Genomic DNA, 13,427 nt, shown 5'->3' with positions numbered 1-13,427 from the left:
TTCAAGCCTGTTGCACAAAGGTCAGCCGTACGGCGAAACCGATCAACAGGCTGCCGAACAACCATTGTTGCAGGCGCTGGGCTGAGGGGCTGCGTTGCAGCCAACGGCCGAGCGCTGCGCCGACCAGGGCGTAGGCGCTGTCGAACAGCAGACCGACACCGACCAGCACCACGCCCAAGGTCGCAAATTGCCCGAGCACCGGCCCGGCCTGTGGGTTGATGAATTGCGGTAGCAACACCGAGCAGAACAACAGTGCCTTGGGGTTGAGCAGGTTGGTCAGCAGTCCGCGTCGAATGGCGGCGCCCCAGCGCGGTTTTTCGTTGGTTGTGTCGGCGCCGGTCAAGCTCGGCAGCATCGTGGTTCGCAGGCATTGAATGCCGATCCACAGCAGGTAAGCAGCACCAGCCAGGCGTACCACGTCGAAGGTCCAGGGCGCAGCCTTGAACAGTGCCGCCAGCCCCAGCGCCGCCAATGCCACATGGCAACCCCGGGCGATGCCCAACCCCACGGCCGTGGCCAGCGCGGCACATTTGCCCTGGCGGGCACCGGTCTGCAACAGCAGGATCATGTCTGGCCCCGGCAACAGATAGACCACCGCCAGCGCCATGAAAAACAGCCAGAGCCCCTGCATGTTGCACCCCATTCGTTGTCGATTCGGTCGTACCAGTCTAGGGCTGGAGGGCGGGGCAGGTGCTTGCGTTGTTCGCTTCTATCGGCTTCTGTATTGGCATAATCTGCCACTTAATCGCACTTTAACCATCAGGATCTGCCAAGCCATGAAACTCGATGCCTACGACCGCAAGATTCTCGCCGCGCTGCAACGGGATGGCCGCCTGAGCAATGTGCAACTGGCAGACGAGATCGGCCTGTCTGCATCGCCTTGCCTGCGACGGGTGCGGATGCTTGAAGAGGCGGGGGTGATTCGCGGTTATCAGGCCAACCTGGATCGCGATGAGGTGGGGTTGGGGCTGACGGTGTTTGTCGGGGTCAAGGTCGAGCGTCATAACGACGAACAGGCCGAAGCCTTTCGCCTGGCGGTGACGGCCTTGCCCGAGGTGATTTCGGCGTTTCTGGTGTCAGGGGAGTCGGATTTTCTGCTGCAGGTGGTAGTGCCGGACTTGCGTGGCTATGACCGATTTCTCACCGGGCGTTTGCTGAAGCTGCCGGGTGTGAGCGACATCCGCAGCAACTTCGCGATTCACACGGTCAAGGCGCCGGGGGCGTTGCCGTTGGAGCATTTGCCGCTTTAGACCGAGTTGCCTGCCTTCGCGAGCAAGCCCGCTCCCACATTGGTTTTGTGAATGCAGCAGATCAACTGTGGGAGCGGGCTTGCTCCGGGCGGCGATCCGACGAAGGCGGTGGCTCAGTCAACGCCATTCCATTGCCTTACATCTGCGTCGCCATCCCCTCCACATTCATCGCGGCCTGGCGCAAGGCCTCGGAGCGGGTCGGGTGTGGGTGGCAGGTCAGGGCGATGTCCTCGGCCGAGGCGCTGAATTCCATGGCTACGCAATACTCGCCAATCATTTCACTGACGCTCGGGCCGACCAGGTGCACGCCGAGGACTTCGTCGGTGCGCTCATCGGCCAGCACTTTGGCGAAGCCTTCGGTTTCGTGGTTGATCTTCGCCCGACTGTTGGCGGTAAAGGGAAATTTGCCGACCTTGTACGCGCGGCCTTCAGCCTTGAGCTGCTCTTCGGTCTTGCCGACGCTGGCCAGCTCCGGTTTGGTGTAGACCACACTGGGGATCAGGTTGTAATTGACCTCGCCAGCCTTGCCGACCATCTGCTCGACGCAGGCCATGGCTTCGTCCTCGGCCTTGTGGGCGAGCATCGGGCCGGAGGTCACGTCACCAATCACCCAGACCCCGACCGCTTCGGTGCGATGCCCCTTGTTGGCGAGCATGCCGCGTTTGTCCGTGGCGAGGCCGACGTTCTCCAGGCCCAGGCCCTTTGTATAAGGTCGGCGCCCGATGGCCACCAGCACGTAATCGGCTTCAAGCAACTCTGCGGCACCGCCTGCGGCAGGCTCGATGCTGAGCTGCACGCCGGTGGCGGAGGTGGTGGCGCTGGTCACTTTTGAACTCAACTTGAAACTCAAGCCTTGTTTGCTCAGGGAGCGCTGCAGGGTTTTGCCGGCTTCGAGGTCAACGCCAGGGCAGATCCGGTCGAGAAACTCGACCACCGTTACCTGCGCCCCAAGGCGTCGCCATACCGAACCCAGCTCCAGGCCGATCACGCCGGCGCCGATCACTACCAGGTGTTTGGGCACCTCGGTCAGCGCCAGGGCACCGGTTGAGTCGAGGATGCGTTTGTTGTCGATGTCCACGCCGGGCAGGGGCGTGGGTTCGGAACCGGTGGCGATGATGATGTCCCTGGCGCTCAGTACAGTCTTGCCACCAGCACTGTCAGTCACCGTGACTTTGCCCGGTCCGTCGATATGGCCCCAGCCTCTGATCCAGTCGACCTTGTTTTTGCGGAAAAGAAACTCGATGCCCTTGGTCAGCCCGGTAACGCTTTCATCCTTTTGTTTCATCATCTGGGCGAGGTTGAGCTTGGGTTTGACTTCGATCCCCAGATTGGCGAATTCCGCGCCCATGGCCGCGTCGTAAAGTTCGGAGGCATGCAGCAACGCCTTGGATGGCATGCAGCCGACGTTCAGGCAGGTGCCGCCGAGCGTGGCGCGTCCTTCCACGCAGGCGGCCTTCAGACCCAGTTGTCCGGCGCGGATCGCCGCGTTGTAACCGCCGGGGCCACCGCCGAGTATCACGACGTCATAAGTGCTCATGAATGTACTCCTGGATCGAAAGGGTAAGAGATCGGTAAAAGTAGTCCCTGAATAAAATTACGAACGTAATATGTGCGTTCTACGGCATTTCGGTCAAGGCTTCAGGTAAGCGACAGGTTGGGCATTTTTAGATAGCGCGCTTGAATACGGAAATTTCACCATTTTCGTTATATCGTAACGAATTGCCATGTAAGCGAAGACACTCTGGGGTGGTATGCAAGTCGATCTCGATGTTGATGAAACGCCGTTAGCCGGGCTGCCGCGCTTTCAGCAGGCGTTCATTCAAGGGCGGCGGTTGCGCCAGTTCGCCATCGGTGCGGGCGTACTCGCGACGGTGGGTGTGCTGCTGGCGCTTTTTGCCGGGCTGTTTACCTCGCAAACATTGTGGCCAGCGTTGCTGCTGAACCTGAGCATGGCGTTTGTCGTGTTGATGGCGGGTGTGCAATCGGCCTGGTGGGTGGCCCGGTGGCGTGCCCGCGCCATGAATCCCGTGGTGCCGGTGGTCGTTGTCGACGAGCCTGTCGCCCCTGCCGGGTGGTATGAACGCTTGCTGGACCGGATCGGCCAGCAATCCCGGCACTTGCTCGGGCAAATCGGCGCGCCGACGCTGTGGCTTGGCGGTTGGGCATTGCTGGCGATATTGGGCGTAGAACAGGCCTGGAATCTCACCTTACCCCCGGCAGTGTTGGGTCTGACGGCCACCGTCGGAGCGGCGTGCGCATTGCTGTTGGCGTTCGGCCTGTTGGTGACGGAACGCCATCTGGCGCAGGAAAACCCCACGCAATGGCCTGAAGCCGCCGCGTTGGCTCAATTGATTCGTGTAGTGATCATCAGTCTGGTACTCGGTGCCTTTTGTCTGCTGTTTGCCGATGAAACCTCGGTATGGCCCGTACGCCTGGCGGTGTTGATCGGCCTGCTGCCGGGGCTGGTGGCGGCGGAACTGTTGCTGCGCGCGGTGTTGTCATTGTTCAGCCCGCGCCGCGAACGTCTTGAGCCGGAGCTGCTGGCGCGCAGCTTTGTCGCTGACATGCTGCGCTGGCCACCGCAGCCATTGCTGGCGTTGCAGCACGAATTGCATAACCGCTTCGGCATCGATCTGCGGCAGATCTGGGCCTTCACTTATATGCGCCGGGCGTTCCTGCCGGTGCTGGCGGTGGTCGCGCTGGTTGGCTGGTCGCTGACCGGCATTCACGAAATTGCGCTGCAAGGGCGTGGCATCTACGAGCGGTTCGGCAAGCCTGTGGAAGTGTTTGGTCCCGGTTTGCATATGGGCTTGCCATGGCCATTGGGCCGGGTGTTGAGCGTCGAGAATGGCGTGGTTCATGAGTTGGCCACCAGTGTTGGCGAAACCACTGCTCCTGTTCAGGCCGACCCTGCCGAAGGCCCGGCCCCGGCGATTGCCAATCGCCTGTGGGATGCCAGCCATGTGAACGACAAGTCCCAGGTGATCGCCAGCAGCCGAGCCGACAAGCAGAGCTTTCAGATCGTCAACATGGACGTGCGTTTCGTCTATCGCATTGGTCTGAGCGATGAGGCGGCATTGGCCGCGACCTATAACAGTGCCGATGTACCGATGTTGATCCGCAGCACCGCCAGCCGAATCCTGGTTCACGACTTCGCCTCGCGCACCCTCGACGGTTTGCTCGGCGAGGACAGGGTAGGGCTGGCTGAAGAAATCGGCCGAGCCGTCCAGGCCGACTTGCAAAAGCTCGACAGCGGCGTGGAAATTCTCGCCACGGTGGTCGAGGCAATTCACCCGCCGGCCGGTGCAGCCAATGCCTATCACGGCGTGCAAGCGGCACAGATCGGTGCGCAAGCGTTGATCGCCCGGGAGCGCGGCGCCGCTGCCGAAGCCACCAACCAGGCGCAGTTGCAGTCCAGCATCGCCCGCGATCAGGCGACGGCCAGCGCCCGTGAAATCAATGCTGGTGCCCAGGCGGCGGACCTGAAATTCGGCGCCGAACAGAAAGCCTACGCCAGCGCTGGCCAGGCCTTTGTGCTGGAGCAGTATTTCAGTCAGCTGTCCCAGGGTTTGGCCAACGCCAAGTTGCTGGTTCTTGATCATCGCCTGGGCGGCAGCAGCAATGCGCCGACCATCGACCTTCGTACGTTCACGCTGCCGGTTGACCCTGCGCCGTCGCGTAAAACCGCTCAGCCAGGAGCTGCCAATTGAGCCAGTCCCATACTCACGATCACGATGACCACGCCGGCCACGATCACGGCCATGGCGGGCATCACCACCACGGCCATCACCATCATCACCACGGCGATCCGCAGGAGGCCGGCCCATTCCCGTGGCGTCGCATGGGCTGGGCTGCATTGCTGGTGGCGTTTGCGGTCGCCGCCGCGAGCCTGGTGCAGGTGCGTTCGGGTGAGGCCACGGTGATCACACGTTTCGGCAACCCTTCACGCGTCTTGCTGGAACCGGGGCTGGGTTGGCGCTGGCCGGCACCGTTCGAGGCGGCGATCCCGGTGGATCTGCGGCTGCGCACCACGTCCAGCGGTTTGCAGGATGTCGGTACCCGGGACGGTCTGCGCATCATCGTCCAGGCCTATGTGGCGTGGCAGGTACAGGGCGATCCGGACAACGTGCAGCGTTTCATGCGCGCGGTACAGAACCAGCCCGATGAAGCCGCGCGGCAGATTCGTACTTTTGTCGGCTCTGCACTGGAAACCACCGCCAGCAGTTTTGATCTGGCGAACCTGGTGAATACCGATGCCAGCCAGGTGCGCATCGCCGATTTCGAAGCACAACTGCGCAAGCAGATCGATCAGCAACTGCTCACCACTTATGGCGTGCGCGTGTTGCAGGTCGGTATCGAACGATTGACGCTGCCATCGGTGACGCTCACCGCGACCGTCGACCGGATGCGCGCCGAGCGTGAAACCATCGCCACTGAACGTACTGCAATCGGCAAGCGCGAAGCTGCGCAAATTCGTTCCGCCGCCGAGCGAGATGCGCGAATTGTGCAAGCCGATGCCACCGTGAAAGCAGCGGATATCGAAGCACAATCGCGAGTCGAAGCGGCGCAGATTTATGGACGTGCCTATGCTGGATCGCCGCAGCTCTACAACTTGCTGCGCTCGCTCGACACTTTGGGCACGGTGGTGACGCCGGGAACCAAGCTGATTCTGCGTACCGACGCCGCCCCGTTCAGGGTGTTGGTGGATGGTCCGCCGAGCCTCGACAACAAGTCCGGATCGCAGCCATGAATTTGGTTCCACGTGGAACAAATGAGTTGAGCAGCCCCTGGATTCAGGCCGGGCGATTGGCGTTTATTGCCCTGTACGCGGTGACGGTTTTGGCGGCGTTGGCGTGGGCGTTTTCCAATGTGCGGCAGATCGACCCACAAAATCGCGCCGTGGTTTTGCATTTCGGTGCACTGGATCGCATTCAGAATGCCGGGCTTTTATTGGCTTGGCCGCAGCCGTTCGAGCAGGTGATTCTGTTGCCGGCAGCGGATCGGGTAATCGAGCGCCGAGTGGAAAGCCTGTTGCGCAGTGGTGCCGCGGTGCAGGCAGATCGGGTGGCTAGTTTTGCCACACCCATCAGCGATGCCCTCGCAGGTTCCGGCTATCTGTTAACCGGTGATGCCGGAGTGGTGCAACTCGATGTGCGGGTTTTCTACAAAGTCACCGAGCCTTATGCGTTCGTGCTTCAGGGCGAACACGTGTTGCCGGCTCTGGATCGTCTGGTGACCCGCAGCGCGGTGGCGCTCACGGCCGCGCGGGACCTCGACACCATTCTGGTCGCTCGTCCGGAGTTGATCGGCGCCGATAGCCAGGCCGCGGAACGACGCGAGCGCTTGCGTGGTGACCTGGTGCAGGGCATCAATCAACGGCTGGCCGAACTGACTGCAACAGGGCAAGGCTTGGGGATCGAAGTGGCGCGGGTGGATGTGCAGTCGAGTTTGCCCAGCCCTGCGGTGAATGCTTTCAACGCGGTACTCACGGCCAGCCAGCAAGCCGACAAGGCTGTCGCCAATGCGCGCACCGAAGCCGAGAAGTTGACCCAGACCGCCAACGAGCAAGCCGACCGTACGCTGCAAGTGGCCCATGCCCAGGCGAGCGAGCGACTGGCCAAAGCCTCGGCAGATACCGCCACGGTGTTGAGCCTGGCCAAAGCGCAGCAGCAGGGGACTGACCCGCAAATGCTGCTGCGCATCTATCGCGAGCGGATGCCGAAAATTCTCGGCCAGGCCGGTTCGGTGACGACGGTCGATCCCAAAGACGATTCCCGCCTGATCATTCAGGGAGCTGCACAATGACCGCTCAATCTGCTGCCATACCGAGCCTGTTGTCTTCGGCCGAACAGCGCCGCGCCGCACGCCAGTTGACCCTGGCCATGCTTGCATTGGGCCTGCTTGCGCTGGGTCTGATCTGGCGATGGCTGGCGCCGGAGCAGACCGGTGTCAGTCAGTTGCTGCTGGGGTTTGCCTCGTTGCTGGTCGCTGTGCCGGTCATGCGCTCGGCCTGGTACAGCTTGCGTTATCCGAGCCTGCACGGCATCACCGATCAATTGATTGCCCTGGCCATGCTGGGTGCCTGGGCCACTGGCGATCTGCTGACCGCAGCGCTGTTGCCGATCATCATGATTTTCGGCCACGTGCTGGAAGAGCGCAGCGTGATCGGTTCCCAGGAAGCAATTCACGCCCTCGGCAAACTGACCCGCAGCCACGCGCGCAAGGTGCAGGCGGACGGTTCCATCATCGAAGTCGACAACAGCACGCTCAAGGCCGGTGATCTGGTCGAGGTGCGCGCCGGGGACCGGGTGCCAGCGGATGGCCGGGTGTTATCCGGTCAGGCCAGCCTGGACACCGCCTCCATTACCGGCGAATCGGTGCCGATGGAGGCGGGCGTTGGTATGTCGGTGTTCGGTGGTGCGATCAACCTCGACGGTCTGTTGAGAGTAGAAGTGACCCGCACCGGCCAGGAGTCGACCCTCGGCAAAGTCATCGCCCTGATGCAAAACGCCGAGCGCTCGAAGCCGCCGATCACACGTCTGCTGGAGCGTTACGCCGGCAGCTATATGGTGCTGGTGTTGCTGCTGGCCGCCGTGACCTGGTTCATCACCAACAACGCTCAGGCGATGCTCGCGGTGTTGGTGGCGGCCTGTCCTTGCGCACTGGTGTTGTCGGCACCGGCCACGGCGATTGCCGGGGTGGCCGTTGCAGCACGCCACGGGATTCTGATCCGCAGTTCCGCGTTCCTTGAAGAGTTGGCCGACCTTACCTCACTGGTGGTCGATAAAACCGGGACGCTGACCTTCGGCACCTTGCGCCTGCAATCCATCGACAGTCCGCTGGAGGATCGCAGCCATGTCCTCAAGCTGGCTGCCAGCCTCGGTTCGGCCAGCAGTCACCCGGTCAGCCGTGCGCTGGCTGGGCTGGTGACCCAGGAGCATTTCCTGCTGCTTTCCGACATCCATGAGCGCCAGGGCCTGGGCGTGGTGGCGATGACCGGGCAGGGCGAGGCCGCGCTCGGCCGGCCGGAGCTGTTCGCGCAACTGGGCATCAGCACAACGACGGTCCCCGATCACGACGGTCCGATTGCTGGGCTGGCACTCAACGGTGAGTTCCTCGCATGGCTGTTGCTGGCCGACAGCGTCAAACCCGAGGCGCAGTTTGCCTTGAGCGAGTTGCGTGACCTTGGCTTGGGTCGCCAGTTGTTGCTCACCGGTGACCGGCACAGCGTCGCGCAAACGCTCGCCCGGGATGTCGGGATCAGTGACGTCGAAGCGCAAGCGCTGCCCGAAGACAAACTCAACCGTGTGCTCAAGGAGATCGATAGCGGCTTCCGGCCCATGGTGGTCGGCGATGGCATCAACGACTCACTGGCCCTCAAGGCCGGCGTGGTCGGTGTGGCCATGGGCGCCGGCGGCGCAGACATCGCCCTGGCATCAGCGGACATCGTGCTGATCGGCAGTGACTTGCGCCGCCTTGGCACTTGCGTGCGCCTGAGTCGTCAGTGCCGTCAGACGTTGCAGGTGAATGTGATCATCGGACTGGGCTGGACCCTGGCGATCGTGGCCTTCGCTGCGTTCGGCTGGCTTGGCGCTGCCGGGGCGATGATTGCGGCGTTGCTGCATAACCTCAGCACCTTGTTGGTGTTGGGCAATGCCGGTCGTTTGCTGCGATTCCAGGAGCCACTGCTCAAACTCAAGGACGAAGCCTGAAGGCGAATGCTCTAAACCGGGTAATCGCGGGAGCTTCAAGTTTTTAGAACTGTGCGAGCGGTTCGTAGTCTTTGAAGATGAGGGCACATCATTTTGTGCATTCGCGGCGGCAGGTGCAGGCGTCGCGAATCATTGAAAACGGCTATTAATTCGATAGCCAGCTATTTTTCAAAGATGGTCTACCCTCTGATCAGACGTCTGAAACAAGGGGGATTCTCCATGCTCGCGCATCTTCCACCGGCCTTACAGAATCTGCAATTACCGCTTCGCCTGAGACTCTGGGATGGCCATGAATTCAATCTGGGGCCGACGCCCAGTGTCACGATTGTGGTCAAGGACCCGCAAATGGTCACCCAGTTTACCCATCCAAGCCTGGACGCTCTTGGTGCGGCTTTTGTCGAAGGCAAACTGGAGCTTGAAGGCTCCATCAACGATGTGATCCGCGTCTGCGATGAATGGAGCCAGGCGTTGCTGGACGAAGGCGATGACAATCAGCCTGTGCGTACGGTCCACGACAAAGAGACGGATGCCAAGGCGATTTCCTACCACTACGACCTTTCCAATGCGTTCTATCAGCTGTGGCTCGACAGCGACATGGCGTATTCCTGCGCTTACTTCGAGACCGGCAGCGAAAGCCTCGAGCAGGCCCAGCAAGCCAAGTTCCGTCATTTGTGCCGCAAGCTGCGCCTGCAGCCCGGTGAATATCTGCTGGATGTGGGGTGCGGTTGGGGCGGATTGGCGCGTTACGCGGCGCGAGAATTTGGCGCGAAAGTGTTCGGTATCACCCTCAGCAAGGAGCAGTTGGGCCTAGCCCGGGAACGCGTAAAAGCGGAGGGCCTGGAGGACCTGGTCGAACTGCAACTGCTCGACTATCGCGACCTGCCGCAGGATGGCCGTTTCGATAAAGTGGTCAGCGTCGGCATGTTCGAACACGTCGGCCACGCCAATCTTGCCGAGTACTGCAAGACCCTGTTCGGTGCGGTGAAAGACGGCGGCCTGGTGATGAACCACGGGATCACCGCCAAATACACCGATGGCCGTCCGGTGGGACGCGGTGCCGGTGACTTCATTGGAAAATATGTGTTCCCCAATGGCGAGCTGCCGCACCTGTCGATGATCTCTGCCGAGATCAGTGAGGCCGGGCTGGAAATCGTCGACGTCGAGAGCTTGCGCCTGCACTACGCACGCACGCTCGATCACTGGAGCGAACGCCTGGAAGACAACCTCGAAGCGGCCTCCAGGCTCGTACCGGAACAAGCCCTGCGCATCTGGCGGCTGTACCTGGCTGGTTGCGCTTACGCGTTCGCCCGCGGCTGGATCAACCTGCACCAGATTCTCGCCGTGAAGGCCCATGCCGATGGCAGTCATGAACTGCCATGGACCCGTGACGATATCTACCTCTAGAGAATCGGTGAAATAAGCCGGGCGACCCGCATGCCGAGCTGTTGGACGCGGCGGGTCTGCCGGCCTTCTTCCTTGGCGATTTCGTGGGCGTTGGCAAAGTCATCGTTGAGCATCTGTTCCACCTCGGCGGCGAACGCGCTGTCGACGGTCAGCAACATCACTTCGAAATTCAGCCGGAACGAACGGTTGTCCATGTTGGCGCTGCCGATGGCGCTGATTTCGCTATCGATCAACACCACTTTCTGGTGCAGGAACCCGGGTTCGTAACGGAATACCCGCACACCGGCTCGCACGGCTTCGAAGGCGTAGAGGCTGGAGGCGGCGTAGACGATTCGGTGGTCGGGTCGGGACGGCAACAGCAGGCGCACATCCACTCCGCGCAGTACCGCCAGGCGCAGCGCAGCGAATACGGCTTCGTCGGGGATGAAGTACGGGCTGGTAATCCAGACTCGTTCGGTCGCTGCGTGGATGGCCTCGACAAAGAACAATGAACAGGTTTCACAGGCATCGGCCGGACCGCTGGCAAGCAGCTGGCACAACACGCCGTCTTCCGGATAAACCTCGGGCAGGATCAGCGGCGGCAGTGCACGAGCGACCCAGAACCAGTCTTCGGCGAAAGACTCCTGCATGCACGCCACCACTGGCCCGCGCACTTGCACGTGGGTATCGCGCCAAGGGGCCAGGGGCGGCTTCTCGCCCATGTATTCGTCACCGACGTTGTGCCCGCCGACGAAGCCGAGAATGCCGTCCACCACCACGATCTTGCGGTGATTGCGAAAATTCACCTGAAAGCGATTGAGCCAGCCACTTCGGGTAGCGAAGGCTTTGACCTCGACCCCGCCATCACGCAAGGCCTGCACGTAGCCGTGGGGCAGGGAGTGGCTGCCGATTCGGTCATACAGCAGGTAAATCGCCACGCCTTCGGCGGCCTTCTTCAACAGTAGAGATTGCAGGCGTTGGCCGAGGCGGTCGTCGTGAACGATGAAGAACTGGATCAGCACGGCTTCCTTTGCCTGGCTGATGGCACCGAAAATGGCCTCGAATGTCGACTGACCGTTGATCAACAGCCGCATCTCGTTATTGGCCAGGCAAGGCATGGTTCCGAGCTTGGGCATTGCTCTGAGTGAGGCGTATGCGGCAGAAGCGCGGGCGGTGAGTGCTTCTTCCACCCAGGGCCGCCAGTTGAGTTCGGAGACGGCCTTGCGCATTTCCTCGTTGGCCTGTCGCCGGGCCTTGATATAACCATCAAAGGTGCTGCGGCCGAACACCAGGTACGGGATCAGCGTGAAATAAGGGATGAAAAACAGCGACAGGGCCCAGGCGATCGAGCCTTGAGCGGTACGAACGGTCAACACGGCGTGTATGGCCGCGATCATGCCCAGCGAGTGCAACAGGGCGATGGTATATCCGAAAATATGCGGTCCGAAATAATCCATGGGGGCTGCCTTGCTCCTGAAGATTCAGTGCTTAACAGACCATGTTCCGTGCAGAATGTCGCTAATTAATTGGCCCATGAACCGAAGCGCGCGGCTGACGTCTAACGGCCACTACTGATCAGGAGTTACTCGATGAACGTTCGTCTGCTGGGTTTGGCCATGGCATTTGGGTTGGCACTTCCTGTGGCGGCTCACGCGCAAATGCTGCAACCAGGATTGTGGGAGCTGACCACAAGCAACATGAAGGTCGATGAACAGAATATGCCGGACCTGCAGTTGATCCTGGGTCAGCTTCAAAGTCAGATGACCCCTGAGCAGCGCGCAATGCTGGAAAAGCAGGGCATCACCATGGGGGGCAAAGGGATCCGGGCGTGCCTGACCCAGGAGCAGGTCAAGACCGATAACATTCCGTTGACCGATCCGCAGTCGGGCTGCAAGCAGGAAATCACCGACCGCTCCGGCAATCAGTGGAAATTCCGCTTCAGTTGCCCGAGAGCCCAGGGTGCGGGCGTGGCGACATTCCTCAGTGATCGCGAATTCACCACCAAGGTCAACGGGACCTTCAACGCCACAGGCATTCAGCAGAAAGGCAGCCTTGAATCCCGCGCCGTCTGGTTGGGGCAGGATTGCGGTACGGTGAAGCCAAGGGCCTAAAAGCTTCGTCGGATCGCCGCCCGGAGCCGGGCGGCGATCCGACGAAAGCGTCCATCCAGCCTCCCTAAATCCCTGGTCGACTCAACCATTCACACGCCGCCTCGACGGGCATCCGGCCAAAATCCTCCCCCGTGCGACTGCGCACACTGACAAATCCCCCGGCCTGTTCTTTTTCGCCAACCACCACCAGGTAGGGCACGGTCTGGCTGTGCTGGCGAATCTTGTAGCGGACCTTCTCGTTACGCAGGTCGGCTTTTGCACGCACGCCCCGTTGGCGCAATGATTCGGTTACCGCTTGGGCATAAGTCGCCTGGCGGTCATCCATGCTCACGACGACCACGTGGGGTGGAACGCGCCATTGTTGCAGTTCCTGGTGGCTGGACCAGCAGGTGCCGTAGATCCGTTGCTGTAACGTTCCGCTGATGTGATCGAGGGCAAACGCCTGCAAGACTTTAGTGGTGGGGACATGCGGTCCATGACTCTGGTATTCGGTGTCCCCCAGTCGGTACAGCGATACCGCTTCGTGTGGTGGCTGACGACGGATCGAGTGATTGGTCGCTGCCAGTGACTGCATGCGTGCTTCGATGAGGGGCAGGTCTGCCGGGGTCAGCGGTCGCTCGACCGAAAACTCGTAAAAGAAACCGTCGCCCAATTCCCTGCCCGCGCGCATTTGCGCATGGGGGTGGAGTTGCTTGACCGCCATGGCCAGCATCAATGCACAGGAGCGGCGCAGGATCTCCAGGCCGTCGGGTTCCCTGGGGGTGACAATGCTGACCCGGGCATCCGCCTGAATCATGTATTCGCAGTCCACCAGTACACCATCGACTCGGCCCGCTACGGCCGCGCTGGCCAGTTCCGGGCCGATGCTGGCGGCCAACTCGTGCACAGACAGCGGCTGGTCGTACTCACGCAATGAACCATCGGGCAGGGTGATCTGGATCATGGTCGGCGTACTCACGTGCTTCTAACGA

At 61.3% G+C, this 13,427-nt stretch carries 11 protein-coding genes; 7 read left to right on the top strand and 4 right to left on the bottom strand.

Annotated features, from left to right (window positions below; translation table 11 throughout):
- Position 1 precedes the first annotated feature (1 nt).
- Positions 2–631, bottom strand: a complete 630-nt coding sequence (locus tag ACLD1X_RS11465) for a LysE family translocator (RefSeq protein WP_429367673.1) — start codon at positions 629–631, stop codon at positions 2–4.
- 145 nt (positions 632–776) lie between these two features.
- On the opposite strand from ACLD1X_RS11465, the gene ACLD1X_RS11460 reads away from it, so the two are divergent.
- Positions 777–1,250 carry an Lrp/AsnC family transcriptional regulator gene (locus ACLD1X_RS11460; protein WP_095945943.1) on the top strand — a complete coding sequence of 158 codons (474 nt, stop codon included), beginning with the start codon at positions 777–779 and terminating at the stop codon, positions 1,248–1,250.
- A 136-nt stretch (positions 1,251–1,386) separates the two neighbouring features.
- Here the strand turns inward: ACLD1X_RS11460 and lpdA are convergent, their stop codons facing one another.
- Complete coding sequence (gene lpdA, locus ACLD1X_RS11455) at positions 1,387–2,787, bottom strand: dihydrolipoyl dehydrogenase (RefSeq protein ID WP_429367670.1); 1,401 nt, start codon at positions 2,785–2,787, stop codon at positions 1,387–1,389.
- A 214-nt stretch (positions 2,788–3,001) separates the two neighbouring features.
- Between lpdA and hflK (ACLD1X_RS11450) the strand changes: the two genes are divergently transcribed.
- From hflK (ACLD1X_RS11450) to cfaB, 5 genes are all read left to right on the top strand, one after another.
- Complete coding sequence (hflK, locus tag ACLD1X_RS11450) at positions 3,002–4,960, top strand: protease modulator HflK (RefSeq protein WP_429367668.1); 1,959 nt, start codon at positions 3,002–3,004, stop codon at positions 4,958–4,960.
- Positions 4,957–6,000: a protease modulator HflC gene (hflC, locus tag ACLD1X_RS11445; RefSeq protein ID WP_413422909.1), complete on the top strand. Its 1,044-nt coding sequence runs from the start codon at positions 4,957–4,959 to the stop codon at positions 5,998–6,000. Before hflK (ACLD1X_RS11450) ends, hflC begins: the two co-directional genes overlap by 4 nt.
- Positions 5,997–7,055, top strand: a complete 1,059-nt coding sequence (gene hflK / locus ACLD1X_RS11440) for a protease modulator HflK (protein ID WP_429367665.1) — start codon at positions 5,997–5,999, stop codon at positions 7,053–7,055. Before hflC ends, hflK (ACLD1X_RS11440) begins: the two co-directional genes overlap by 4 nt.
- Positions 7,052–8,962 carry a cation-translocating P-type ATPase gene (locus ACLD1X_RS11435; protein ID WP_429367663.1) on the top strand — a complete coding sequence of 637 codons (1,911 nt, stop codon included), beginning with the start codon at positions 7,052–7,054 and terminating at the stop codon, positions 8,960–8,962. The genes hflK (ACLD1X_RS11440) and ACLD1X_RS11435 overlap by 4 nt, the downstream gene beginning before the upstream one ends.
- 219 nt (positions 8,963–9,181) lie before the next feature.
- Positions 9,182–10,366, top strand: a complete 1,185-nt coding sequence (cfaB, locus tag ACLD1X_RS11430) for a C17 cyclopropane fatty acid synthase CfaB (RefSeq protein WP_429367661.1) — start codon at positions 9,182–9,184, stop codon at positions 10,364–10,366.
- Here the strand turns inward: cfaB and cls are convergent.
- Positions 10,363–11,802: a cardiolipin synthase gene (gene cls / locus ACLD1X_RS11425; protein WP_429367659.1), complete on the bottom strand. Its 1,440-nt coding sequence runs from the start codon at positions 11,800–11,802 to the stop codon at positions 10,363–10,365. The genes cfaB and cls overlap by 4 nt on opposite strands.
- Before the next feature lie 132 nt (positions 11,803–11,934).
- On the opposite strand from cls, the gene ACLD1X_RS11420 reads away from it, so the two are divergent.
- Positions 11,935–12,456: a DUF3617 domain-containing protein gene (locus ACLD1X_RS11420; protein WP_429367657.1), complete on the top strand. Its 522-nt coding sequence runs from the start codon at positions 11,935–11,937 to the stop codon at positions 12,454–12,456.
- A gap of 64 nt (positions 12,457–12,520) precedes the next feature.
- Here ACLD1X_RS11420 and ACLD1X_RS11415 read toward each other — a convergent pair whose 3' ends face one another.
- The gene (locus tag ACLD1X_RS11415; protein WP_429367655.1) at positions 12,521–13,399 is read right to left on the bottom strand and encodes a His/Gly/Thr/Pro-type tRNA ligase C-terminal domain-containing protein; all 879 of its coding nucleotides are present in this window, start codon (positions 13,397–13,399) and stop codon (positions 12,521–12,523) included.
- Positions 13,400–13,427 lie beyond the last annotated feature (28 nt).

Source organism: Pseudomonas sp. 18173 (genome assembly GCF_050432945.1).
In the GTDB taxonomy this organism is placed as follows: domain Bacteria; phylum Pseudomonadota; class Gammaproteobacteria; order Pseudomonadales; family Pseudomonadaceae; genus Aquipseudomonas.
The sequence above is the reverse complement of the archived record's forward strand: the minus strand, read 5'-3'. Positions and strand labels throughout refer to the sequence as shown.